Origin of the sequence: Phycicoccus sp. M110.8 (assembly GCF_032464895.1) — a bacterium.
Lineage (GTDB): Bacteria > Actinomycetota > Actinomycetes > Actinomycetales > Dermatophilaceae > Pedococcus.
Genome location: NZ_JAWDIC010000001.1, coordinates 1,748,210 through 1,772,090, shown reverse-complemented (window position 1 = coordinate 1,772,090; position 23,881 = coordinate 1,748,210). Strand labels below are relative to the sequence as shown.

The following is a 23,881-nucleotide window of genomic DNA, read 5'->3' as shown; positions in this document are numbered from 1 at the left end:
ATTCGAGGAAGCTTCGTCGGTATGCCGGGCGGCTGGTTCCACGTGAAACCCGCCGGGCCGCGCGGCATACCGGCCCTAGATGTCGAGGAAGCGGACGTCGCGGGCGTTGCGCTGGATGAAGCCGCGGCGGGACTCGACGTCCTCGCCCATGAGGATCGCGAAGATCTCGTCGGCCGCGGCCGCGTCGTCGAGCGTCACCTGGAGCAGGACCCGGTGGTCGGGGTCCATCGTGGTCTCCCACAGCTCGTGGTAGTTCATCTCGCCGAGACCCTTGTACCGCTGGACGCCGTTGTCCTTCGGCAGGCGCCACCCGCGGGACTGGCCCTCGAGGATCATCGCGTCGCGCTCGCGGTCGCTGAACGCGAACTCGTGCTCGTGGTTGCTCCACTTGAGCCGGTACAGCGGCGGCTGGGCGAGGTAGACGTAGCCGGCCTCGATGAGCGGGCGCATGAACCGGAAGAGCAGCGTCAGCAGCAGCGTGCGGATGTGCATGCCGTCGACGTCGGCGTCGGCCATGAGGATGATCTTGTGGTACCTGGCCTTGGACAGGTCGAAGTCCTCGCCGATGCCGGTGCCGAAGCCCGAGATGAGCGCCTGGACCTCGTTGTTGGCGAGCACCTTGTCGATGCGGGCCTTCTCGACGTTGAGGATCTTGCCGCGGATCGGGAGGATCGCCTGGGTGTGCGGGTTGCGGCCCTGGACGGCCGAGCCGCCGGCCGAGTCGCCCTCGACGATGAACACCTCGGAGATCGAGGGGTCCTTGCTCTGGCAGTCCTTGAGCTTGCCGGGCAGGCCGCCGGACTCGAGCAGGCCCTTGCGCCTGGTCGCCTCGCGCGCCTTGCGGGCGGCCATGCGCGCGGCCGCGGCCTGGATCGACTTGCGGACGATGTCCTTGCCCTCGTTCGGGTGCGCCTCGAGCCAGTGCCCGAACTCGTCGGTCATGGCCCGCTGGACGAAGCCCTTGACCTCGGAGTTGCCGAGCTTGGTCTTGGTCTGGCCCTCGAACTGCGGCTCGCCGAGCTTGACCGACACGACGGCCGTCAGGCCCTCGCGGATGTCGTCGCCGGTGAGGTTGTCGTCCTTGTCCTTGAGCAGGTTCTGCTTGCGCGCGAAGTCGTTGATGAGCTTGGTCATCGCCGCGCGGAAACCCTCCTCGTGGGTGCCGCCCTCGTGGGTGTTGATCGTGTTGGCGTAGGTGTGGACCGACTCGGAGTAGGCGGTCGTCCACTGCATCGCCAGCTCGAGGCTGAGCTGGCGCTCGGTGTCCTCGGACTCGATCGAGATGATCTCGGCGTTGACCGGCTCGGCCTTCTTCGAGCCCACGAGGTGGGTGACGTAGTCGACCAGGCCGTTGTCGTACCGGTAGGAGACCTGGCGGGGCTTCTTCTCCGCCTCGTCGACGACGTCGTCGGCAGCCGCCTCGTCGCCCGTGGCCGGGTCGCGCTCGTCGACCAGGTTGATGGTCAGGCCCTTGTTGAGGAAGGCCATCTGCTGGAAGCGGGCCCGGATCGTCTCGAAGTCGTAGGTCGTGGTCTCGAAGATGTCGCCGTCTGCCCAGAAGGTGATGGTCGTGCCGGTCTCGTCGGACGCCTCCATCTGCTCCAGCGGGGCGACCGGCTCGCCGTGGTCGAAGGAGACCCGGAAGACGTGCCCGAGCTGGCGGACCTCGGCGTCGAGCTTGGTCGACAGGGCGTTGACGACCGAGGAGCCGACGCCGTGCAGGCCGCCGGACACCTTGTACCCGCCGCCGCCGAACTTGCCGCCGGCGTGCAGCTGGGTCAGCACGAGCTCGACCGTCGACATGCCGTACGCCTCGTTGCGGCCGGTCGGGATGCCGCGGCCGTTGTCCTTGACGCGCACCCCGCCGTCGGCGAGCAGGGTGACGTCGATGGTGTCGGCGTACCCGGCGAGCGCCTCGTCCACGGCGTTGTCGACGATCTCCCAGACGAGGTGGTGCAGACCCCGCTCGCCAGTGGACCCGATGTACATGCCGGGGCGCTTGCGCACCGCCTCGAGGCCCTCGAGCACCTGGATGGCGCTCGCGTCGTAGTCCGAGCCCGGCTCCACCCCGGCGAGCTGCGCCTCGGCCAGCTCGCGGGCGGCCTCGGCCTCCGCGGCCGTGAGGTTCTCGTCCTGGACGGGTCGGTCGTTCTGGTCGGGCGCGGGCACGGTGCTCCTCTGTGCTTGCGGCACGACGCACGGACGGACCCCGCCACGTCGTCGTACCCTGCTCATGGAACGCGACCAGGCTGGAGACCAGCTGGTCGCGGAATCACCTCCCAGTCTACCTGTCGGTGGGGTCCGAAGGTGCCCCAGGAGGCCCGTGAACGCGCATCTGGGCGAAAAAAAGCACGCCTGACGGGTCGGGGGTCGCCACCCGGGCCCCCAGCGGGCCACACGCGCGATTTCCCGGCCCCGGTCCGACGCCTCCCCCGAACGGGTGGTCCGGAGCAGAACCACCCCTTTCCGGCGCGGTCCCCGGCTAGCGTGCCGCGCGTGGGGAGAGCACGTCCGAGGGCGGGGTCGAGGCGGGGTCCGGGGGTTGGCCGGGGGATCGGCCCGCTGGTCGTCCTGCGCGGCCGCGCGTGCGCCTCGCTCCTCCTCCCCACGCTCCTCGCGCTCTCGCTCGCCGGCTGCGGCGGTGGCCTGACCGGTTCGCCGGGGACGATCACCGCCCTGCCGCCCGACCCGGACGCAATCACGCCGACCGCGACCGTGACGCCGGGCCAGCCGGCGCCGGCCCCCGCGCCCGACACCGAGCAGGACCCGCAACCGACGTGGAGGGGCGCCCCGCTCACCGCCGACGAGCAGCCGGTCGAGGACGCCGACCTCGGCGTCGCGTTCGGGGTGCCGCGCACCTTCTCCGAGCTCGACCCCGGGAACGTGGCCAACTCCCAGGGCAGCCTGGAGGAGCGGCGCAAGGTCGCGGCCATGCTCGGGCTGTCGCTCGAGGACTACACCCAGATGCTCCAGGCCCGCCTCGGTCGGATCTTCACCTCCATCGTGGCCGAGCCGGGGGACCCGGTCGCCCTCGTGGTGACCCACACGCCCGGTCGGGCCCTGCCCCCGGACGCCACGCTGCGTGCCGGCGTGTCCACCGGCCTCGCCGGCCCCGTGCACCGCCTCACCCACGTCCGCACCCAGGCCGGCCCGGCGGTGCGGCTGACCTACCACCTGGGCGGGACGCGCGGGGTCTACGGCGTCGCGATCGCGCTCGTCGTGGGCGACCAGGTGGTGACGTTCTCGTCGCAGGGGACGTCACCGGCGAAGGTGGGGGCCTTTGTGGACCGGGTGGCGGCGACCCTGTGGGCGACGCGCACCCACGGCGTCGTCTGACCGCTCGCCCTCAGGGCACCGAACGACTCGAGCCAACGACGGCCGCCGTCGTGGCCCGCCGGCACACGGTGCCGGCCCACCGGCCTCAGGCGTCGAGCGTCCGGCGGAGCAGGTCGCGAACGTCCTCGGGCAGGTCCAGCTCGGGCAGCTCCACCTCGTCGGACTCCGGGGGACAGGCCACGTGGTACGTGAAGGCGTCTGGGATCACCCGCCCCCGCCGGGCGGCCAGCGCGCGGAGCCCGTCGTCGGCCAGCAGCCCGCGCCACGCGTGCGCGTCGTCATCCGACAGCTCGGCCAGGGCGACGGTACGCCGGCGGTGCTGGCCGGCGATGCCGCCCGTCCGGCGCACCCTGACCGCGGCCCCGGCGGGAGTGGCGCCGGACGGCCCGGCACCCGTCGACCCGGCACCCGTCGACCCGGCACCCGTCGACCCGGCGCTGGTCGAGGCAGTGCTGGTCGACGCAGTGCTGGTCGCGGATGCACCGTCCGCTGCGGACGCCCCGGACAGCACGCCCACCTGCACCCAGGCGTCGCGCACGGCCCGCGCCTGGGGTGAGCCCGCGGCATACCGGGCCTCGGCGGCGGCCACCGTGAGCCCGGCGAACGTGGCGAAGTCGCAGTCGGCGGTGATGGTGCCGCCGGTGAGCACGTCGTACCAGACCTGGCCGGCGCCCTCCCAGGTGTTGCCGCCGATGGCCGTCGCGGCGAGGTAGAAGGCGCGGTTGGGGATGCCGGAGTTGAGGTGCACGCCGCCGTTGTCGTCGGTGGTCTGAACGTAGCCCGACATGTCGGCCGGCTGCGGGTCCTTGCCGAGCTGCGGGTCGTCGTAGGCCGTGCCCGGCGCCTTCATCGACCGCAGGGCCACGCCCTTCACCGACGGGGTGAACAGGCCCTTGCCGATGAGCCAGTCCGCCTGGTCCGCGGTCTCACCCGCGGCGCGCTGGCGCACCAGGGACCCGAACACGTCGGAGATGCTCTCGTTGAGGGCCCCCGACTGGCCCTGGTAGGTGAGCCCGGCCGTGAGCTCGGTGACCCCGTGGGTGAGCTCGTGCCCGATGACGTCGACCGCGACGGTGAACCGAGTGAAGACCCGGCCGTCGCCGTCGCCGAACACCATCTGCGTGCCGTCCCAGAACGCGTTGTCGTAGTCCGTGCCGTAGTGGACCGACGCGAGCAGCGGCAGCCCCTTGTCGTCGAGGGAGTCGCGGCCGTACTGCTCGCGGTAGAGCTGCCAGGTCGCGCCGAGCCCGTCGTAGGCCTCGTCGGCCGCGGCGTCCCCCGACGCGGGCTCGCCCTCGCCGCGCACGCGGCGCCCGGGCAGGGTCTGGGTGCCGCCGGCGTCGCTGACCACCCGCTGCGGGGCGGTGCCGTCGTCCGGGGCGGCCGCGCCACCCCCGGCCGCCCGGGCGGTCGCGCCACCGGTGGCCCCATGCCGCGCACCGCCGGCACCCCGGCGCGAGCGCCACTCCCCGTCGTGGCTGAGCGTCCGGGAGGCGCAGTGCGCCACCTCGCCCGACCCCTGGCTGGACAGCGCCTCGAGCAGGTAGGGCGGGACGATCGTGCATCGGGGCGACTCGGACATCTCGGGCATGCCCCCATGGTGCGCCCGGGCACCGACAGCGGCGACCCGACCGGCCGGCGCGACGCCCGGCCGGCGCGACCGCCCGGTCGACCCGCCGCCGGTGCCCCGAGTCGACGCGGTCCGCGGGGGGCAACCGCGGTCCGCCCGCGGCGAACACGGGCCCACCCGCACCACGCGCGGCATACGGTCGCAGCATGGTCGAGTCCGTCGCGGTCCTGTCCGACGTCCACGGGGTGCTGCCCGTCCTCGAGGCGGTGCTCGCCGAGCCCGACGTCGCGCACGCCGACCTCGTCGTCGTCTGCGGTGACCACGCCGCCGGGCCGATGCCGGTCGAGACCCTCGACGCGCTCGCCGCCCTGGGGGAGCGCGGCGTGCTGGTGCGTGGCAACGCCGACCGCGAGCTGGTCGAGGTCGCCCGCGGCGGCACGAGCGAGCACCTGGAGTCGCAGTGGGCCGGGTCCCAGCTGCGGCCCGACCAGGTCGAGCTGCTCGCCGGGCTGCCACACCCGGCGACCGTCGACGTCGACGGGTTCGGGCCGGTGCTGGCGTGCCACGGCTCCCCGCGGGACGACGACGAGGTCGTGCTCGTCGACACCCGGCTCGAGCGCTGGGCGGAGGCGTTCTCGGGGCTGCCGGCCGACGTGCGCACCGTGCTGTGCGGCCACACCCACATGCCGTTCGCACGCCTCGTGGACCGTCGGTGGGTGGTCAACCCCGGGAGCATCGGTATGCCGTACGGGCGCCCCGGCGGCTCGTGGGCGCTGCTGCGCGGCGGCCAGGTGTCGTTGCGGCACACCGAGGTCGACCTCGACGCCGTGTGCGACCGGGTGGTGGCCGAGTCGGGGTACGACGACCGCCTCGCCTGGGTGGACGAGTACCTGCGGGGTCGCTACTCCGACGCCGACGCCCTGCCCGTGTTCGCACCCCGCGACGGACGCCTCCTCCCGAGCTGAGTGGGTGGGCGGCGGCGACGGCCCGGCGGCTGCGTCAAAAGGGGGGAGACGCGGAGGCAACCGAGGGTGGACACTCGCAATCGGACAACGGTGCAGGGGTCCACGCGCAGAGGTGCCGACTCGTCGAGGGAGGCCGCCGTGACGACACCTGCCAGCCAGTCCCACCTGGCCGAGGAACTTCGCGAGACGCGCGAGCAGCTCGCCGCCACGAGCGAGATCCTGACCATGCTCGCCGACACCGGCACCGCTCCCGAGGACGTCTTCGGGGCCATCGTCGAACGCGCCAGAGCGCTGTGCCGGGCCGACGTCGGCCAGATCCACCTGGTCCACGACAGCCAGTACGTCCTGACCCGCTCGTTCGGCGCGTCCCCCGAGTACCGGGACTACGCGGCCCGCCGACCGGTACCCAGGGACCGGACCTCCCTCATCGGCCGGGTCAGCCTCGACCGCACCACACTCCAGATCAACGACGTGCTCGCCGACCCGGACTACGACCGTCCGGTGTTCCAGCGACTCGGGGGGATCCGCACCATCATGGGCGCGCCGATGGTGGTCCACGACCAAGTGGTCGGGGTGCTCTCGGTCTGGCGCACCCGAGTGGACCCGTTCGACGACCGCGCCGCAGCCCTGCTGTCCACGTTCGCCACCCAGGGCGCCATGGCGATCCGGACCGTCGAGCTGCTGCGGTCCTTGGAGGCGAGGTCGACCGAGCTGGCCACCAGGGTCGACCAGCTGGAGGCGCTCGCCGAGGTCGCTGAGGCCCTGAGCTCCAGCCTGGACGTCGACGAGGTCCTGCGCACCATCGTGACCGCAGCGGTCCAGCTGTCCGGGACCGACGGCGGCTCCCTCATGGAGTTCGACGAGGACTCGCGGCTGTTCCGGGTGCGGACGGCGATCGGTACCCCGCCGGAAGTCGTCGACGCTCTGCGCGAGGCCCGCATCCACATCGACGAGACGCTCGTCGGACGCGCCTGCCTGGACCGCACGGCGGTGGAAGTCACCGACCTCAACGACACCGACCGGGACCCGCACCTCTCGGTGCTCCGCGACGCCGGGTGGTGCTCGCTGCTCGCCATCCCGCTCCTGCGCTCCGACCGCGTGGTCGGAGCCCTGGTCGTGCGGCGGCGCCGGGTCGGAGGTTTCGGTCCGGAGACGCGGGCGGTGCTCGAGGCCTTCGCCAGCCAGTCGGCCATCGCGCTCACGAACGCCCGGCTGTACCAAGAGCTCGAGCAGCAGAGCGTCGCGCTGGCCGAGGCGAGCAGGCACAAGTCGGAGTTCCTCGCGAGCATGTCGCACGAGCTGCGCACCCCCCTCAACGCGGTCATCGGCTTCTCGGAGGTGCTCCTGGAGCGGATGTTCGGCGACCTCAACGAGCGCCAGGAGGACTACCTGCGCGACATCCTCGGCTCCGGCCGCCACCTGCTCGCCCTGCTCAACGACGTGCTCGACCTCAGCAAGGTCGAGGCCGGCCAGATGGAGCTCGACCTGGCCGACTTCCCCGTCGAGCCGGCGGTCGGGTACGTCCTGGCGATGGTGCGCGAGCGCGCGGCGGACCACCGGATCACCGTGCGCACCGAGGTGTCCGAACAGGTGGGGTCGGTGCGCGCGGACGAGCTGCGGTTCAAGCAGGTCCTGCTGAACCTGCTGAGCAACGCCATCAAGTTCACCCCCGACGGCGGTCGGGTCACCGTGACGGCGAGGGTGGTGAGCGGGGAGCTGGAAGTGACGGTCGCCGACACCGGGATCGGCATCGCCGTCGAGGACCAGCACCGCATCTTCGACTCCTTCCAGCAGGGCACGCGGGCGGCCAGGAAGGTGGAGGGAACCGGGCTGGGCCTGACGCTCACCAAGCGGATCGTCGAGTTGCACGGCGGTCGTATCTGGCTGACCAGCGAGCTCGGACACGGCAGCACCTTCGGCTTCTCCCTGCCGCTGCACGAGGCTGCGCTCGGCGACACGACTGCGGCCTCGACCACCGGAGCGCAGGGCAACGGCAGCCCCCTGGCAGTCGTGATCGAGGACGACCCGAGCTCGGCCGAGCTGCTGGCCCTGCACCTGGGCACCGCCGGCCTGCAGACCGTCACCAGGGGCACCGGTCCGGAGGGCCTGGACGCAGTTCGTACGCTGCGGCCGGACGTGGTGGTCCTCGACATCCGACTGCCCGGCATGGACGGCTGGGAAGTCCTCACCGCGATCAAGGGCGATCCCGCCGTTGCAGGGACGCCGGTCGTCGTGGTCTCCGTACTGGCCGACCGGGGCCGAGGCATCGCACTCGGCGCCTCCGACTACCTCGTGAAACCGGTGGCCCGCGAGGACCTCATCGCCACCCTCGGCCGGCTGCTCCACCCCCGGCACGAGGCCGCCGGTCCGGGGCGGGTCGCGGTCCACGTCGACGACGACCCGACCGCACTCGAGCTCGTCCGGCAGGCCCTGCAGCCGGCCGGCTGGACCGTGCACGCCTGCCAGCGGGTCGACGACGCCCTCACCCTGGTGCGGGCCAATCAGCCCACGGTCGTGCTCGTGGACCTGCTCATGCCCGAGACGGACGGTTTCGCCATGGTCGACCTGCTGCGCTCCGACCCGGTGACGGCCGCGGTGCCGGTCGTGGTCCTGACCACCAAGACACTCACGCCGGGTGAGCGCCGGCTGCTCGAGGGGCGGATCGAGTTCGTGGCGTCCAAGAGTGCCGTCGACCTGCACCAGCTGGCGCTGCGGCTCGCGGGGATCCCGACCGCGGGCGGCGCACAGGCCCAGGGAGCGTCGGCCGCGACGACCCCCGCCGAGGCAGCACCGGACGAGGCAGCGCCGGGCGCCCGGCAGGAGGGGCACTCGTGACCACGGGCCCCGTCGTCCTGCTCGTCGAGGACAACGACCGGAACCTCAAGCTGGCGCGCGACGTGCTCGAGTTCGCCGGGTTCACCGTCCTCGTCGCCGTCAGTGGTGAGGACGCGGTCGCGCGGGCCACCTCGGCCCGCCCCGACCTGGTGCTCATGGACCTGCAGCTGCCCGGCATCGACGGGCACGAGGCCCTCAGCCGGCTGCGGCGCGACGAGCGCACGTCCGACATCCCCGTCGTCGCCCTGACGGCGTTCGCCATGCGCGAGGACCGGGAGCGGGCGCTCGCCGCCGGGTTCGACGGCTACCTGCACAAGCCCATCGACGTGCGCCGGTTCCCGGACCAGGTGCGCGAGCACCTCCGAGGGGGGAACCAGTGACCGACGACGCGACGATCCTCGTGGTCGACGACCTGCCCGCGAACCTCAAGCTGCTGGACGCCGTCCTTGCGCCCCGTGGCTTCAGGGTCCGGACCGCGGCGACGGGGGAGGAGGCCCTGCGGTGCCTGCAGCGGGAGGTGCCCGACCTGGTGCTGCTCGACGTGGTCATGCCGGGCATCGACGGGTACGAGACGTGCCGACGCATCCGTGCCAACCCGAGCACGGAGTACCTGCCGGTGGTGATGGTGACGGCCAGCGGCGACCAGCAGAAGGTGGCCGCGATCGAGGCCGGTGCCGACGACTTCGTGACCAAGCCGTTCGAGCAGGCCGAGCTGCTGGCCCGCGTGCGGTCGCTGGTGCGGGTCAAGCGCTACCACGACACCATCGTCCGCCAGGCCGACGAGCTGGCGCGGTGGAACACCCAGCTCGAGACCAAGGTGGCCGAGCAGGTGCAGGAGATCGAGCGGGTCGGCCGGCTCCGCAGGTTCCTCTCACCGCAGGTGGCCGGGCTCGTGACCGCGAGCGGCGAGGAGTCGTTCCTGGAGAGCCACCGGGGCGAGATCACGGCCGTCTACTGCGACCTGCGCGGCTTCACCTCCTTCGCCGAGACCTCCGAGCCGGAGGAGATCATGTCCGTGCTGCGCAGCTACCACCAGGCCCTCGGCGACCTGGTGTTCCGGTTCGAGGGCACACTCGAGCACTTCGCCGGGGACGGCCTGCTCGTCTTCTTCAACGACCCGATCCCCTGCCCCGACGCCCCCAGACGGGCGGTCCGGATGGCGGTGGCGATGCGGTCCCGGGTGGCCGAGCTCGCCGAGGGGTGGCGTCGGCGTGGGCACGACCTCGGCTTCGGGGTGGGGATCGCCCAGGGGTATGCCACGCTCGGCCGGGTGGGGTTCGAGGGGCGGTACGACTACGCCGCCATCGGGACCGTCACGAACGTCAGTGCCCGGCTGTCGTCGCGAGCCGCGGCCGGCCAGGTCCTGATCACGCAGCGGGTCGAGACGGAGCTGGACGACGTTGCCGTGACCCGGCCGCTCGGGCCCGTCGAGCTCCGTGGGATCACGCGCCCGGTGGCGGTCTTCGAGGTAGTAGGGCTCAACGCCGCGGCGGTGGGCACGTGACCGGGCGGACGCTCGGCGACCTGGACGAGGCGGCCCGAAACGCGGCATACGACCGGCTCCAGGCGAGGCTCCCCGACGTCTGGCGCGCCATGCGCCTCAATGAGCCGGGGGAGTCCGTGGTCGTGGTCCCGTCGGTGTCGCTCGACCGCATCACCCCGCGGGCGGGAGCGCTCAACCAGGCCATGGAAGAGCGCTACCTGTTCCTGCTGCTCCTGCTGCGACAGCCCCGCCTGCGGATGGTCTACGTCACCTCCGGCCCGGTCGACCCCGCGATCGTCGAGTACTACCTCGCCCTGCTCCCGGGCGTCATCCCGAGCCACGCCCGGGCGCGGTTGTCGATGGTGAGCGTGGGCGACGCCTCGCCGCGACCGCTCACCGAGAAGCTGCTGGAGCGGCCCAGGCTGCTCGGCCGGATCGCCGCCCTCGTGCCCGACCCCACCCGGTGCCACCTCATCCCGTACACGACCACCCGGCTGGAGCGCGACCTCGCCCTCGAGCTGGACATCCCGATGTACGGCGCCGACCCCCGGCACTTCCCGCTCGGGACGAAGACGGGGTGCCGCCGGCTCTTCGAGGAGGCTGGTGTCGAGCACCCGGCGGGCTACGAGGACCTCCACACGCCGGACGACGTCGTCCGGGCCCTGGGGCTGCTGCGGGCTCGTCGGCCCAGCGCAGACAGCGCGATGGTCAAGCTCAACGAAGGGGTCGCCGGCGCGGGCAACGCGCTCGTCGACCTGGCCGGGCTGCCCGAGCCGGGTGACCCGGGGGAGGAAGCGCAGCTGCACGACCGGGTCCGGGCGATGCAGCTCGAGGGCGACACCGTCACGGCCGACGCCTACTGGGCCAAGTTCGACGAGCGCGGTGGCATCGTCGAGGAGCGGATCACGGGCTCGACAGTGCTCAGCCCCAGCTGCCAGCTGCGCGTGACACCCCTCGGCGAGGTGGAGGTCCTCTCGACCCACGACCAGATCCTCGGCGGCCCGACCGGTCAGTCCTACCTCGGCTGCTCGTTCCCTGCTGCGCCGGAGTATGCCGGACTCATCACCCGCCAGGCTCGAGCCATCGGTGGGCGGCTGGCCGAGCTGGGGGTGCTCGGGCGGTTCGCCGTGGACTTCGTCGTGGTGCGCCGCAGCGAGGAGTGGTCGAGCTACGCCATCGAGGTCAACCTGCGCAAGGGCGGCACGACGCACCCCTTCCTCACGATGCAGTTCCTCACCGGCGGACAGTACGACGCAGACACCGGGTTGTTCACGACGCCACTGGGCCGCGAGAAGTACCTCGTCGCGACCGACCACCTCGAGGACGAGTCCCTGCGCGGCCTGCTGGTCGAGGACCTGTTCGACATCGTCGCCAGCCGGTCACTCCACTTCGACCCGTCGACCCAGACCGGGGTGGTCTTCCACATGCTCAGCTCCGTGACGGAAGCAGGGCGATTGGGCCTGACTGCCGTGGCCGACACCGCCGCCGGTGCCCGGGAGGCCTACGACCGGGCCGAACGGGTCCTCCTGTCGGAGGCCCGCTCGGCCCTCACCCCCCGGCCGGTGCACGCGTGAGCGGGGGACACCCCTGGACCCACCCGCTCACGCGGCGATCGTGGTGGCGTGCCCCAGCGCCTCGACGACCACCTGGTGCCACGGCACCGGGTCGAGCCGCGTGCGGCACGATGCGCTGCCACACCCGCAGAACCAGGCCCAGCGACCGCTGACCTTGTGGACCTCGGGGTGGTGGTGGTGCCGGTCGTGCCGTGGTGTCGTGCCGCTCATCGTCCTCGCCTCCTCGTGCACGACCAGCGTCGCGAGGCGCCGCTGCGGCGTCTGTGCCGACCGGCACCGAGCACGTGTGCCGGTCGTGACACAGGAAGGCGTCGCGTGCTGCACTGGGCCATGCAGTGGCAGCTGCTCGACGACCTGCCCGACGACGTCCGCCGGCAGGTGCTGGCGCGGATGCAGCGGCGCACCTTCGCCCGCGGCGACGTGCTCTTCCACGAGGGCGACCCTGCCGACACGCTGCACCTCCTGGCGCAGGGCCGGGTACTGGCGCGCCGTACCACGCCGCTCGGCGACTCGGCCGCGTTCCGCGTGATCGGTCCCGGTCGCGCGCTCGGGGACGTCAGCCTCCCCGCGGCGCACGCGCGTCGCTCCTCGACCGTCGTCGCGCTGGAGCCGACCGTGACCCTGGTCATGACCTTCGCGGAGTTCCGGCGGCTCATGGCGCAGTACCCCGTGATCGGCGACCGCCTGGCTGCGCTGTTGTCCGCTCGGGTCCGCCGGCTCTCCGAGCAGCTCGTCGAGGCGCTCTACCTGTCCAGCGACAGGCGTGTCGTGCACCGGCTGCTCGACCTGTGCGACCAGTACGCCGACGGCGCCGCAGGGACGGTGGTCATCCCGCTCACCCAGACCGACCTGGCCCAGTTGGCGGGCGCCGCCCGACCGACGACGAACCGGGTGCTGCGCGCCCTCGAGGCCGACCGGATCCTTCGCCTGCACCGCGGTCGGATCGAGGTCATCGATCACGAGGCACTGGCCCGGCTGCGGACCGAGGTCTGACCCTGCGCATGCCCCGGCTGAGGGCGCTGGTCGCTCAGCCGTAGGTGTCGCGGGGTCCCGGGCCCTGGGAGCGCCGGGGACCACGGGACCACGACGGTGCGCTCGGGCCGACGATCTTGAGCGCGCTGACCGTGCCCTTGCCGCTCTCGGCCTCGATCCGCTCCATGATGCTCGACTCGAGCAGGGTGAGCTGCACCGTCCAGGCGGTCGAGTCGGCCCGCACGGTGAGCACGCCGCCCTCGAACGTCACCGGAGTGCAGTGCTGGGCCACCTGGTCCCCGACGATCTGCGGCCACCGTCCCATCACCGACCCCACCGCGACGTCGACCTGCCAGCCGCGGTCGACGAGCAGCCGGTCCATCTGGTCGCCGAGCAGCAGCGGGTCGCGGCCGTCGCGGTTGGCGCGACTGCCGTCGACACCCGGCCGGCGGCGGCGCATCGGCTTCAGGCCCGGACGCAGCCCCTTCTCCCGGGCGGCCGCACGAGCGCGCTGCAGGGCCGCGGCCGCGGCGTCCTCCGCCTCCTGGTCCGACGCGGCTCCCGGCCCCCCGTCCGCATCGCCCGCCGGGTCGTCGACCGGCCCGTCGTCCGGGAGCCCGGTGGCCGGGCCTGCCGGCAGCGCGGTGGATAGCCCGCGCGGCGCCTCGTCCCCGGGTTCCCGCCGCTCAGGCACGCTCGACCACCTCGCCCAGCGTCACGGCATACGACCGGCCGGCCAGACCGGCCGGCACGTCCGCCTCGACGGCCGCGGTGATGAGCACCTGCTCGCAGTCGGCCACCATCGCGGCGAGCCGCTCGCGCCGGCCCGAGTCGAGCTCGGCGAAGACGTCGTCGAGGATGAGGACCGGGTCCTCGCCGAGGTCGTGGCGCAGCAGCTGGTATGCCGCGAGCTTGAGCCCCAGCGCGAAGGACCAGGACTCGCCGTGGCTGGCGTACCCCTTCGCCGGCAGCTCGCCGAGGGTGAGCACCAGGTCGTCGCGGTGCGGGCCGACCAGGGAGACGCCGCGCTCGACCTCGCGGTCGCGCACCTCCTCCAGCGTGGCCAGCAGCTCGCGCCGCAGCTCGTCGACCTCGGGCACCTCGCCGGCGGCGATGCGGGCGGCCGTCTCCTCGCGCAGCGAGCTCTTGTAGGCGATGCGGGCGTCGGACTGGCCGGCGCTCACCTCGTCGTAGGCCTTGCCCAGGTACGGGCCGAGGTCGCGGACGAGCCGCAGCCGGGCGTACAGCAGCTGGGAGCCGACGGTCGCGAGGTGGTCGTTCCACACGTCGAGGGTGTGCAGCGCCGACGCTCGCGCGTCCGCCTCGGACTCCTCACCGGGGCGCGGCGGCCGGCGCCGACCACCCCGGCGCAGCACCGGCTGGGCCGAGCGCAGCAGGGCGCCGCGCTGCTTGAGGATCTTGTCGTAGTCGCCGCGCACGCCCGCCCACCGCGGCTGCCGCGCCACGAGCAGGTCGTCGAGGAACCGGCGGCGCTCCGAGGGGTCGCCCTTGACGAGCGCCAGGTCCTCGGGGGCGAAGAGCACCGTGCGCAGCGTGCCGAGCACCTCACGCGGCCGCGAGACCGGGGACCGGCCGAGCCGGGCGCGGTTCGCCCGACCCGGGTTGAGCTCGAGCTCGAGCAGGGTCTCGCGGCCCTCGCGCACGATCGCCCCGCGGACCACCGCCTGCTGCGCGCCGAACCGGACGAGGGGCTGGTCGGTCGCTACCCGGTGGCTGGACAGGGTCGCGAGGTAGCCGATCGCCTCGACGAGGTTGGTCTTGCCCTGGCCGTTGAGGCCGACGAGGGTCGTGACCCCGGGCTCGAGCGGCAGCTCGGCCGTCGCGTAGCTGCGGAAGTCGGCGACGGACAGGTGACGGACGTGCACGGACCCCGCCGATCAGCCCGCAGCGGGTTCGGCGGTCACTGCCCGCGCTTGCGGGTCGACCCCGAGCCCGAGGTCGCGCCCGACCCACCGGTGGACCCGGTGCCCGAGGAGGGTCCCGCCGAGGCGGCCTTGCGACCCTTGGCGGCGGCCTTCGCGGCGCTCCTGGTCGGCTTCTCCTTCGGCGCGACCTTGGCCTGGGCCTCCTTCTCGTGCTTGGGGGCACCCTCGGCGCGCAGCTTCTCGCCCTCGGCGACGGTCATGACCTGGTGGCCACCGAACCCACCGCGCAGCGCCGCGACGGCCTGCATCGTCGGGGACTCCTGCTGGCGGGAGGCGAACCGCGAGAACAGCGACGCCGAGATGACCGGCATGGGCACCGAGTTGGCGATCGCCTCCTCGACGGTCCAGCGGCCCTCGCCGGAGTCGACGGTGTAGCCCGAGACGTCCTCCAGGTGCGGGTTCTTCTCGAGGGCGTCGACGAGCAGGTCGAGCAGCCAGGACCGGACGACCGTGCCACGGGTCCACGCCTTGAAGGCACCCGGGACGTCGGTGACGATGTCCTTGGCCTCGAGCAGCTCGTAGCCCTCGGCGTAGGCGGCCATCAGGCCGTACTCGATCCCGTTGTGGACCATCTTCGTGTAGTGCCCGGCACCGACCTTGCCCGCGTGGACGAAGCCCTCCTCGCGGGGGCCCTCGGGCCGCAGCGCGTCGAACAGCGGCATGGCCTTCTTCACGTTGGCCGCGGAGCCGCCGACCATGAGGCCGTAGCCGTTCTCCAGGCCCCAGATGCCTCCGGAGACGCCGCAGTCCACGTAGCCGATGCCCTTGGCCTTGAGCAGCTTCTCGTTCTCGAAGTCGTCGGTGAACCGGCTGTTGCCGCCGTCGATGACCAGGTCGCCCTTCTCGAGCAGGTCGCCGAGCTTGGCCACGGTCTGGCGGGTGGGGTCGCCCGACGGCACCATCACCCAGACCACGCGCGGGGCGTCGAGGGCCTTGACCAGCGCGGCGAGCGACTTCACGTCGGAGATGTCGGGGTTGAAGTCGAACCCGATCACCTCGTGCCCTGCGCGGCGCAGCCGCTCGCGCATGTTGCCGCCCATCTTGCCGAGACCGATCAGACCGAGCTGCATGTGAGGAGCCTTTCCGTGCTGTGCAGGGGGAGCGGGTACGCCGCGGAGCCGGCCACCAGGCACACCCGCAGGCCCGGTGGGGCGTGGCTCAGGCTACGCCCGGGGGTGCTCGCCCCGCGAAGCGAGGAGGGTCCTGAGCCCGGAGCGCGACGGGTCAGCTGGCGAAGCGGACCGGCATGAGGACGTACCGGTAGGAGGTGTCGGCCTCGCCGTCCTGCTCCTCCTGGCCGGACAGCACGGCCGGGCGCGAGGGCTGGGTGAACGACAGCCGCGTGAACGGCGTCCCCACGGCGCCCAGGCCGTCGAGGAGGAACTGGGGGTTGAACGCGATCTCGAGCTCGGGGCCGGTGAGGGTCGCCTCGACCGCCTCGGACGCCTGGGCGTCGTCACCCGTGCCGGCCTCGATGGCGACCTGGCCGTCGGTGAACCGCAGCCGCACGGGAGTGTTGCGCTCGGCGACGAGCGCGACGCGCTTGACCGCCTCGACGAGCTCGCCGGTCGAGACCACGGCCTCGCTGTCGACGCTGGTCGGGAAGATCGAGGTGACCTTGGGGTACTCGCCGTCGAGCAGGCGGGTCGTGGTGCGGCGCTGGCCGGCCTCGAACCCGACGAGCCCGTCGCCGCCTGCCGAGGAGCCGAGCGCGATCTCGATCGAGCCGGAGGCACCGAGGGCCTTGGCGGTCTCGGAGAGGGTGCGGGCCGGGACGAGCGCGAGGTGCGTCGCATCGGTGCTGTTGGGGTTCCAGGTGAGCTCGCGCATGGCCAGCCGGTACCGGTCGGTGGCGAGCAGTGTGACCTTGGAGCCGTCGATCTCGACCCGCACGCCGGTGAGGATCGGGAGGGTGTCACCGCGGTCGGCCGCGACCGAGACCTGGGCGACCGCCTTGGTGAAGACGTCGCCGGCGATGGTGCCGCTGGCCTCGGGGGCGGTCGGCAGCGTCGGGTAGTCGTCGGCCGGCATCTGCATGAGGCTGAACCGGCTGGACCCGCAGGTCACCGACACCTTGCTGCCGTCGGTGGTGACGTCGACCGGCTTGGCCGGCAGGTTGCGGGAGATGTCGGCCAGCAGGCGGCCGAGCACGAGGACGGTGCCGGCCTCGCTGACGTCGGCGGGGACGGTGACCTTCGCGGAGACCTCGTAGTCGAACGCGGACAGGGTCAGCGACCCCTCGTCGTTCGCCTCGATGAGGACACCGGCCAGCACCGGGACAGGAGGTCGGGCCGGCAGGCCGCGGGCCACCCAGGTCACGGCGTCGGCGAGGACCTCACGTTCGACCCGGAACTTCACCGCTGTACCGCCCTTCACGCCCGGCCACCGCACGGACCCACTGCTCGGATGTGCCCATCGACGAGCAGGGGTGCCACCGATGGAATTCGCACCGACCCTAGTGGGCGCTCGCGGTGCGGCCAACCCGGATCGGTGGAATCGGCTGTCACGCAGTTCTTGTCATTCGTCGTTCGGTTGGCGGAGCGGGTCGGGCCGGGTTGGTACTCGGGGCGGGATTGCTGAGTTGAGGGATCTCATCATCGTTGTAGGGGGTGTGGGAACTGTGGACGAATCGCGTCGTCGCAGGTCAGCGGCCCGTTGTCCCTGTGTATGCCGCGTGGACCGGTCCGCGGACGAGCTGGCCCCGGGTGTGGACGACCGATCGCCGCCCACAGGGCCTCCACACCCCGCATGCCTCCGGTCCCCAGCGCACCGCGTGCCGTGCACGGGTTGTCCACCGGTTGTCCACAGGTCTGGGGGAAAGGCTGTCCGTTCGGACGATGGCCGTGGGCCCACCCACATACCCACAGAGTTGTCCACAGGTGTGGACCACGGGTGGTTCGTCCGGTTCTGTCGGCCTTCGTGCTGCGGGACGAGGATGCCGGGACGGCGCTGAGCACCGTTCGGGCGACGCCGCGGCGCAGGTTGCCGTGGGGTGAACGAGTGGACACAGGTGTGGACAACGTTGTGGAGAACGGTGGACAGCCCGTGGACGGTGCCCGGTCCCGGCCCGTGGACCGTGTCTGCGCCACCGGGACCCCAGCCGTGCACGGTCAGTCGTCGGCGAGAACGAGACGTCCCGCGACGCCCACCATGTGGTCGAACCAGGACTGCGGATCGGCCACGGTCTGCGGCCCGAGCTGCTCGAAGACCTCGGCGCTGAGTGTCCCCATGACCATCGACCACGCGGCCATGGCGGCCAGGAGCGCCTGTGCGTCGATGCTGCTGCCCGCGAAGAAGGAGTCGGTCAGCATCCGCTCGGCGCTGGCGCGCGCACCTGCTGCCGTGGACAGGTCCGCGCGGGTGGTCGCCAGCCGGCCGGACCGGACGGCGTCGTCGAGCAGGTGGAGCACGAGGGCCAGCACGCGGGTGCCCGGCTCCGTGGTGCGCTCCGCGGGCGCGGCGTAGTCCGGCACCGGCGACCCGTACAGGAGCGCGTACTCGTGCGGCCTGGCGAGCGCCCAGTGCCGCATCGCGCCTGCGATCGCCCGCCACCTGCCCGCGAGGTCGTCGGCGTCGACCGCGTCGTGCGCCCGCTCGACCTCGTCGGCGAGCGAGGTGTAGGAGGCGACGATGAGCAGGGTGAGCAGGTCGTCGCGGTTGGCGACGTACCGGTACAGCGCCGAGGACACCATGCCGAGGTCGCGGGCGATGGCGCGCAGGGACAGGGCGGCGGCCCCGTCGCGGGCGAGGTGCCGACGCCCGATCTCGACGATGTCCGCCTCCACCGCCGCGCGGTGCCGCGCGCGCACTCCTCCACCGGTCGGCATACGGCGATCCTGCCACAGTCTTGGGAGCACTGCTCACTTTTGTGAGCAGTGCTCTTGACATGGCGGGGCGGTCGGGAGTTCCATGGGACCAAACAGAGAGCAGTGCTCACGGAAGGCTTAAACCATGACCGGCAAGACTCCCCAACCCCGCACCAGCGAGCGGTACGTCATGCCCACGACCGCAGGCGCCCGGCGGACGCTGCGCCTGACGAACGGGACCGTCGCCTGGCTCACCGCCCGCGGCGTCTCCCTCGCCGGCTCGCGGATCCTGGCCGTCTGCGGTCGCACGAGCGGGCAGTGGCGCACGACCCCGGTGAACCCCTTGGTCGTCGACGGCCGGCGCTACCTGCTGGCCCCGCGCGGGCACACCCAGTGGGTGCGCAACCTGCGCGTGGTGGGGGCGGGCGAGCTGCGGCTGGGCCGGCGGGCCGAGGCCTTCACCGCCACCGAGGTGCCGGACCACGAGAAGCTGCCGGTGATGCGGGAGTACCTGCGCCGGTGGGCGTGGGAGGTCGGCCAGTTCTTCGAGGACCTCGACAAGGACTCCAGTGACGAGCAGCTGCTCGCGGCGGCGCCCGGCTTCCCCGTCTTCGAGATCGAGCCGGCCCCCCGGCACACCGCGGTCGCCTGACCCGGCCCCACCGGCTCCCGGCGTCGCCCGACCCGGCGTCGCCCGACCGGCCGCGCCGGGCGGCGACGGTCAGCGGGACTGCTGCTTGATCCGGTTGGTGAGCTCGGTGACCTGGTTGTAGATCGCCCGGCGCTCGGCCATGAGCTGGCGGATCTTCTTGTCCGCGTGCATGACGGTGGTGTGGTCGCGGCCGCCGAACTGCTGGCCAATCTTCGGCAGGGACAGGTCGGTGAGCTCGCGGCACAGGTACATCGCGATCTGCCTGGCCGTCACCAGGACCCGGGAGCGGGACGTGCCGCACAGGTCCTCGATGGTGAGCCCGAAGTAGGCCGCGGTCTGGGCCATGATCGTCGCGCTCGTGATCTGGCTGCCCTGCTCGGTGGGGATGAGGTCGCGCAGCACGATCTCGGCCAGGCCCATGTCGACGCTCTGCCGGTTCAGGCTGGCGAACGCCGTCACCCGGATGAGGGCACCCTCGAGCTCGCGGATGTTCGTCGAGATGCGGCTCGCGATGAACTCGAGCACCTCGTCGGGTGCGCTCATCCGCTCCTGGATGGCCTTCTTGCGCAGGATCGCGATGCGGGTCTCGAGGTCGGGCGGCTGGACGTCGGTGAGCAGCCCCCACTCGAACCGGCTGCGCATCCGCTCCTCGAAGCCGCTGAGCAGCTTCGGCGGCAGGTCGCTGGTGATGACCACCTGCTTGTTCGCGTTGTGCAGCGTGTTGAAGGTGTGGAAGAACTCCTCCTGCGTCTGCACCTTGCCCTGCAGGAACTGGATGTCGTCGATGAGCAGGACGTCGACGTCGCGGTACCGCTTCTGGAAGTTGGCGGCCTTGTCGTCGCGGATGCTGTTGATGAAGTCGTTGGTGAACTCCTCGGAGTTCACGTAGCGCACCTTGACGTGCGGGTAGAGGTTGCGCGCGTAGTGGCCGATCGCGTGCAGCAGGTGGGTCTTGCCCAGCCCGGACTCGCCGTAGACGAACAGCGGGTTGTACGCCTTGGCCGGCGCCTCCGCGACCGCGACCGCCGCCGCGTGGGCGAACCGGTTGCTCGCCCCGATGACGAAGGTGTCGAAGGTGTACTTCGGGTTGAGCCGCGTCGCGGACTCGTCCGTGGCCACCACCTCGGCGCGGGGTAGGCGTTGGGGCTCCGCCGCCGGGATCGGCACGCTCACCGGCGGGGTGAGGGGCGGCGCCGGCTGCGGCTGGTTGGAGTGGCCGTCGTATGCCGCGGCGGGACCCGGACCGGTGCCGACGGTGTCCTCGGTGACCGTGTCCAGCGCGGGGTCCACGGTCACGGCCAGGTGGACGGGGGCGCCGAGCTGGTCGGACAGGGCCCGGGTGACGGCCTCGCGGATGCGCTGCTCGAGGACGTCCTTGGTGTAGTCGTTGGGGACCTTGACCACGGCGGTGCCGTCGAGCAGGCCGGCGAGGCGGCCGAGGCTCAGGAACGCGCGCTCACGGACGGGGAGCCCGTCGGCGTCCAGGGTCGTGATCGTGTTCTGCCAGATCTGTGCATAGTCCAGATCGGCTTGGCTCACGAGGTCCACATCCCTTTCGACGTCTGTGCGGTGCTGCCCTTGTCGCAGGGTCATGGTGCCTTGTCCACATGTTTGTCCACAACCTGTGGGGAACGCGGGACAAGGGGGGACCGTAACAAGTCGCGAGACCGCGGAGCAACCGGATCCGCGAAAATGGGCGTCCTGAGCACGGCCTCGTGCCCCGCTGTCCGGCGTGTCGGGCCGGAAAGGGACGATTCGTGCTGGTAATGGGCAGCCCTGTCAGGCGGAGCCGTGCTGGTTTGACCCTGTGCGGCGCGCTCGCGTACCGTGGAGCAGGCCTGTCGGCCGTTTTCGCATGCCCGTGACGCCCGTTCCCGGTGGTCGTACCGCCGGTCCGTCGTGGCGGGTTTCCGATTGCGGCCGGCCAGGCGCCCACCCCGACTCATCAGGCCCGCCGGGCCTGACCAGCAACGGAGAACCTCGTGAGCAAGCGTACTTTCCAGCCGAACAACCGCCGCCGGGCCAAGACCCACGGCTTCCGCCTGCGGATGCGCACCCGTGCGGGCCGCGCCATCCTGTCGGCCCGTCGTCGCAAGGGTCGCTCCGAGCTCTCCGCCTGAGGCAGACCCCGATGCTGCCGGCGGGGCACCGGCTCCGTGCGAGCTCGGACTTCGCCGCAGCGCTCCGGGGCCCCAGGGGAGCCCGGGCCGGCTCCACGCTGATCGTGGTCCACGCCAACCAGACCGACGCGCGTGCGGGACAACCGCCGCGGGTCGGTTTTGTTGTCTCCAAGGCCGTGGGCACGGCCGTCGTCCGCAACCGGACCAAGCGCCGGCTGCGGGCACTGATGGCGGCCCGGATCCGGGACGTCCCCGCGGGTACCGACGTGGTCGTCCGCGCGAATCCTGTTGCGGCACAGGCGGATTCGTCTGCCCTGGGTGCAGAGCTGGACCGTCTGCTGGGACGTGTCCTCGGTCGGTTGGGTGGTGCACGGGCATGAGCGACGTCGGCAGGACCCTGCAGAAGGTGGCCGCGGCCCCGCTCATCGGCCTCATCGTGGTGTACCAGCAGGTCATCTCCCCGATGCGGCCCCCGACCTGCCGCTACTACCCCTCCTGCTCGGCATACGCCCTCACCGCGATCCGGCGGTTCGGCCCGTTCACGGGAACCTGGCTGGCGCTGAAGAGGTTGCTCAGGTGCCATCCGTGGACCCCCGGCGGGGTGGACCACGTGCCGGAGAAGCGGCCGGCCACCCCGTCCCACGCCCACTAGGGCCGAAGACACCAGACCTGCCGGTCCTGCGGCGCACCGCCGGGGACCGGACCACCGGTGGGACCCCAACGGGACCATCACCAGATTGAGGACACGATGAGTTTCAGCTCCCTGGTCTACCCGTTCGAGTGGATCGTCGCCTGGATCCTGTACGGCTGGCACAGCCTGTTCACCGCCATCGGGATCCCGCCGGCATCCGGCTTCGCCTGGGTCATGTCGATCATCGGCCTCGTGGTCGTGATGCGGGCGGCGATGATCCCGCTGTTCGTCAAGCAGATCCACGCCTCGCGGCGGATGCAGCTCATCCAGCCCGAGATGCAGAAGATCCAGGCCAAGTACAAGGGCAAGAACGACCCGGACTCCCGTCAGGCCATGACGCAGGAGACCATGGACCTGTACAAGCGGACCGGGACCAACCCGTTCAGCTCGTGCCTGCCGATCCTGCTGCAGTCGCCATTCTTCTTCGGCCTCTTCCGGGTGCTCAACGGCCTGCAGGGCATGGCCGCCGGCACCAAGGACACCATCGGCCCGATCACGCGCGACCTCGCCCGCCAGGCCGAGCAGTCGACCCTCTTCGGCGCCCAGCTCTCCGACAAGTTCATGGGCTCGGACACGGTGACCGTCAAGGTCGTGACCGTCGTCCTCATCGTGCTGATGTCGCTGTCGACGTTCACCACGCAGCACCAGCTCATGCGCAAGAACATGCCGGCGTCCGCGCTGGACAACCCGTTCGCGCGGCAGCAGAAGGTCCTGCTCTACGTGATGCCGCTGTTCTTCGCGATCTCCGGCGTCAACTTCCCCATCGGTGTCCTGCTCTACTGGCTCACCACCAACGTGTGGTCGATGTGCCAGCAGTTCTACGTGATCCGTCGCATGCCGGCCCCCGGCTCCCCCGCGGAGCAGGCGCTGCGTGAGCGCAAGGCCAAGCGCGGGAAGGTGCACGAGGAGTTCACCGTCAAGGGCCTGGACCAGGGCTCGGCCGAGGAGGCCAAGCCGGTCTCCGGCCAGCGCCAGCAGCCCAGCCGTAAGAAGAAGAAGAAGGCGCCGGCGGCCAAGGGCCCCAACGGCGCGCAGGGCAAGAGCCCGGCCAAGACCCCGTCCTCGGGCGCGAGCAGCTCGGCGGTCGCCGAGAACAAGCCCCACACCGACAACTGAGAGCGACACCATGAGCGAGCACGACACCGTGACCGAGGCGACGACGACCGTCGCCGGTTCCCCTGACGACGCCCCCACCACGCCGCAGGCGGACACCGAGGCGACTGCACCGGAGGCCGCTGCCGAGGAGTCCGCTGTGGATGCCGAGGGGGCCGTCGCCCCGGCGCGCTCGCGCGGGCGCGCCGACCTCGAGCGCGAGGGGGAGGTCGCTGCCGACTTCCTCGAGACCCTGCTCGACATCGCCGACCTCGACGGGGACATCGACGTCGACATCGACGGGGACCGTGCGTCGGTCTCCATCGTCGACTCCGAGGACGGTCGGGTGCCGCGCCGCCTCGTCGGCCAGGACGGCAAGGTGCTCGACGCCCTGCAGGAGCTCACCCGGCTCGCCGTCCAGTCGGCCACCGGTGAGCGCAGCCGCCTCATGCTCGACGTGGCCGGCCACCGGGCCGAGCGCCGCGCCGCCCTGGTCGCGGTCGCGCAGGAGGCCATCGCCGAGGTGAAGCGCAGCAACGCCTCGGTGGCCCTCGACCCCATGAGCGCGTTCGAGCGCAAGGTCGTCCACGACGAGGTCCTGGCCGCCGGTCTGGTCTCGGAGTCCGACGGGGTGGAGCCGCGGCGTCACGTCGTGGTGCGCCCGGCCGCGTCCTGATCCGTTTCACGTGAAACAGCGCGCATGACGACTCGCCACGACGGCGCCGACGACGGGCGCGGTACCGGAACCCCCGGTGCCGCGCCCGTCGCGTCTGACCCCGACCCCACCCGCTCCACCGGAGCCCTCGCTGAACCCGGATCCCAGCCGGCAACCGGATCCC

22 protein-coding genes are annotated in these 23,881 nt (G+C 72.0%); 13 read left to right on the top strand and 9 right to left on the bottom strand.

What is annotated here, in order from left to right; genetic code table 11:
• Positions 1-75 precede the first annotated feature (75 nt).
• Complete coding sequence (gyrB, locus tag RKE38_RS08405; protein ID WP_410055437.1) at positions 76-2,235, bottom strand: DNA topoisomerase (ATP-hydrolyzing) subunit B; 2,160 nt, start codon at positions 2,233-2,235, stop codon at positions 76-78.
• A gap of 261 nt (positions 2,236-2,496) precedes the next feature.
• On the opposite strand from gyrB, the gene RKE38_RS08400 reads away from it, so the two are divergent.
• On the top strand, positions 2,497-3,336 hold the full coding sequence (locus tag RKE38_RS08400) for a hypothetical protein (RefSeq protein WP_316006984.1): 840 nt from the start codon (positions 2,497-2,499) through the stop codon (positions 3,334-3,336).
• Positions 3,337-3,421: 85 nt separating this feature from the next.
• Here RKE38_RS08400 and RKE38_RS08395 read toward each other — a convergent pair whose 3' ends face one another.
• Entirely contained in the window at positions 3,422-4,927 is a 1,506-nt protein-coding gene (locus RKE38_RS08395; RefSeq protein ID WP_316006983.1) for a protealysin inhibitor emfourin, read from the bottom strand.
• 185 nt (positions 4,928-5,112) lie between these two features.
• Between RKE38_RS08395 and RKE38_RS08390 the strand changes: the two genes are divergently transcribed.
• From RKE38_RS08390 to RKE38_RS08370, 5 genes are all read left to right on the top strand, one after another.
• Complete coding sequence (locus tag RKE38_RS08390) at positions 5,113-5,871, top strand: metallophosphoesterase family protein (RefSeq protein ID WP_316006982.1); 759 nt, start codon at positions 5,113-5,115, stop codon at positions 5,869-5,871.
• Positions 5,872-6,009: 138 nt separating this feature from the next.
• A complete protein-coding gene (locus tag RKE38_RS08385; protein ID WP_316006981.1) occupies positions 6,010-8,706 on the top strand; it encodes a GAF domain-containing protein in 2,697 nt (898 codons plus the stop codon).
• Positions 8,703-9,086: a response regulator gene (locus tag RKE38_RS08380; RefSeq protein ID WP_316006980.1), complete on the top strand. Its 384-nt coding sequence runs from the start codon at positions 8,703-8,705 to the stop codon at positions 9,084-9,086. The genes RKE38_RS08385 and RKE38_RS08380 overlap by 4 nt, the downstream gene beginning before the upstream one ends.
• Positions 9,083-10,210 carry a response regulator gene (locus RKE38_RS08375; protein WP_316006979.1) on the top strand — a complete coding sequence of 376 codons (1,128 nt, stop codon included), beginning with the start codon at positions 9,083-9,085 and terminating at the stop codon, positions 10,208-10,210. The genes RKE38_RS08380 and RKE38_RS08375 overlap by 4 nt, the downstream gene beginning before the upstream one ends.
• Positions 10,207-11,763, top strand: coding sequence for a peptide ligase PGM1-related protein (locus tag RKE38_RS08370; protein WP_316006978.1), 1,557 nt, complete (start codon positions 10,207-10,209; stop codon positions 11,761-11,763). The genes RKE38_RS08375 and RKE38_RS08370 overlap by 4 nt, the downstream gene beginning before the upstream one ends.
• A 27-nt stretch (positions 11,764-11,790) precedes the next feature.
• On the opposite strand, the gene RKE38_RS08365 is transcribed toward RKE38_RS08370, so the two are convergent.
• A complete protein-coding gene (locus RKE38_RS08365; protein ID WP_316006977.1) occupies positions 11,791-11,973 on the bottom strand; it encodes a hypothetical protein in 183 nt (60 codons plus the stop codon).
• 105 nt (positions 11,974-12,078) lie between these two features.
• Between RKE38_RS08365 and RKE38_RS08360 the strand changes: the two genes are divergently transcribed.
• Entirely contained in the window at positions 12,079-12,756 is a 678-nt protein-coding gene (locus RKE38_RS08360) for a Crp/Fnr family transcriptional regulator (protein WP_316006976.1), read from the top strand.
• A gap of 34 nt (positions 12,757-12,790) precedes the next feature.
• Here the strand turns inward: RKE38_RS08360 and RKE38_RS08355 are convergent, their stop codons facing one another.
• From RKE38_RS08355 to RKE38_RS08335, 5 genes are all read right to left on the bottom strand, one after another.
• Positions 12,791-13,429, bottom strand: coding sequence for a DUF721 domain-containing protein (locus tag RKE38_RS08355; RefSeq protein ID WP_316006975.1), 639 nt, complete (start codon positions 13,427-13,429; stop codon positions 12,791-12,793).
• Entirely contained in the window at positions 13,422-14,621 is a 1,200-nt protein-coding gene (gene recF / locus RKE38_RS08350) for a DNA replication/repair protein RecF (RefSeq protein ID WP_316006974.1), read from the bottom strand. Before recF ends, RKE38_RS08355 begins: the two co-directional genes overlap by 8 nt.
• A 35-nt stretch (positions 14,622-14,656) precedes the next feature.
• Positions 14,657-15,751, bottom strand: a complete 1,095-nt coding sequence (gene gnd, locus RKE38_RS08345; RefSeq protein WP_316006973.1) for a phosphogluconate dehydrogenase (NAD(+)-dependent, decarboxylating) — start codon at positions 15,749-15,751, stop codon at positions 14,657-14,659.
• A gap of 154 nt (positions 15,752-15,905) precedes the next feature.
• A complete protein-coding gene (dnaN, locus tag RKE38_RS08340; RefSeq protein ID WP_316007617.1) occupies positions 15,906-17,039 on the bottom strand; it encodes a DNA polymerase III subunit beta in 1,134 nt (377 codons plus the stop codon).
• Positions 17,040-17,791: 752 nt separating this feature from the next.
• The gene (locus RKE38_RS08335; RefSeq protein ID WP_316006972.1) at positions 17,792-18,508 is read right to left on the bottom strand and encodes a TetR/AcrR family transcriptional regulator; all 717 of its coding nucleotides are present in this window, start codon (positions 18,506-18,508) and stop codon (positions 17,792-17,794) included.
• A 124-nt stretch (positions 18,509-18,632) separates the two neighbouring features.
• On the opposite strand from RKE38_RS08335, the gene RKE38_RS08330 reads away from it, so the two are divergent.
• The gene (locus RKE38_RS08330; RefSeq protein ID WP_316006971.1) at positions 18,633-19,139 is read left to right on the top strand and encodes a nitroreductase/quinone reductase family protein; all 507 of its coding nucleotides are present in this window, start codon (positions 18,633-18,635) and stop codon (positions 19,137-19,139) included.
• Between the two features lie 69 nt (positions 19,140-19,208).
• On the opposite strand, the gene dnaA is transcribed toward RKE38_RS08330, so the two are convergent.
• Positions 19,209-20,678: a chromosomal replication initiator protein DnaA gene (dnaA, locus tag RKE38_RS08325; protein ID WP_316006970.1), complete on the bottom strand. Its 1,470-nt coding sequence runs from the start codon at positions 20,676-20,678 to the stop codon at positions 19,209-19,211.
• Positions 20,679-21,121: 443 nt separating this feature from the next.
• Between dnaA and rpmH the strand changes: the two genes are divergently transcribed.
• The 5 genes from rpmH to RKE38_RS08300 all read left to right on the top strand — a co-directional run bounded on the left by rpmH (position 21,122) and on the right by RKE38_RS08300 (position 23,718).
• Positions 21,122-21,259 (top strand): 50S ribosomal protein L34, encoded by a 138-nt coding sequence (rpmH, locus tag RKE38_RS08320; protein WP_106297453.1) that lies wholly within the window; start codon positions 21,122-21,124, stop codon positions 21,257-21,259.
• An 11-nt stretch (positions 21,260-21,270) separates the two neighbouring features.
• Positions 21,271-21,639: a ribonuclease P protein component gene (gene rnpA / locus RKE38_RS08315; RefSeq protein ID WP_316006969.1), complete on the top strand. Its 369-nt coding sequence runs from the start codon at positions 21,271-21,273 to the stop codon at positions 21,637-21,639.
• Positions 21,636-21,911, top strand: coding sequence for a membrane protein insertion efficiency factor YidD (gene yidD, locus RKE38_RS08310; protein WP_316006968.1), 276 nt, complete (start codon positions 21,636-21,638; stop codon positions 21,909-21,911). Before rnpA ends, yidD begins: the two co-directional genes overlap by 4 nt.
• Positions 21,912-22,007: 96 nt before the next feature.
• Positions 22,008-23,066 (top strand): membrane protein insertase YidC, encoded by a 1,059-nt coding sequence (gene yidC, locus RKE38_RS08305; RefSeq protein WP_316006967.1) that lies wholly within the window; start codon positions 22,008-22,010, stop codon positions 23,064-23,066.
• Between the two features lie 10 nt (positions 23,067-23,076).
• On the top strand, positions 23,077-23,718 hold the full coding sequence (locus RKE38_RS08300; RefSeq protein ID WP_316006966.1) for a protein jag: 642 nt from the start codon (positions 23,077-23,079) through the stop codon (positions 23,716-23,718).
• The last annotated feature ends 163 nt before the right edge of the window (positions 23,719-23,881 follow it).

Coding starts and splice junctions, on each gene's coding strand:
- gnd (WP_316006973.1), bottom strand. CDS start 15,751: ATGCAGCTCGGTCTGATCGGTCTCGGCAAGATGGGCGGCAACATGCGC.
- RKE38_RS08390 (WP_316006982.1), top strand. CDS start 5,113: ATGGTCGAGTCCGTCGCGGTCCTGTCCGACGTCCACGGGGTGCTGCCC.
- RKE38_RS08330 (WP_316006971.1), top strand. CDS start 18,633: ATGACCGGCAAGACTCCCCAACCCCGCACCAGCGAGCGGTACGTCATG.
- rnpA (WP_316006969.1), top strand. CDS start 21,271: ATGCTGCCGGCGGGGCACCGGCTCCGTGCGAGCTCGGACTTCGCCGCA.
- yidC (WP_316006967.1), top strand. CDS start 22,008: ATGAGTTTCAGCTCCCTGGTCTACCCGTTCGAGTGGATCGTCGCCTGG.
- gyrB (WP_410055437.1), bottom strand. CDS start 2,235: ATGAGCAGGGTACGACGACGTGGCGGGGTCCGTCCGTGCGTCGTGCCG.
- yidD (WP_316006968.1), top strand. CDS start 21,636: ATGAGCGACGTCGGCAGGACCCTGCAGAAGGTGGCCGCGGCCCCGCTC.
- RKE38_RS08335 (WP_316006972.1), bottom strand. CDS start 18,508: ATGCCGACCGGTGGAGGAGTGCGCGCGCGGCACCGCGCGGCGGTGGAG.
- RKE38_RS08395 (WP_316006983.1), bottom strand. CDS start 4,927: ATGCCCGAGATGTCCGAGTCGCCCCGATGCACGATCGTCCCGCCCTAC.
- RKE38_RS08365 (WP_316006977.1), bottom strand. CDS start 11,973: ATGAGCGGCACGACACCACGGCACGACCGGCACCACCACCACCCCGAG.
- RKE38_RS08300 (WP_316006966.1), top strand. CDS start 23,077: ATGAGCGAGCACGACACCGTGACCGAGGCGACGACGACCGTCGCCGGT.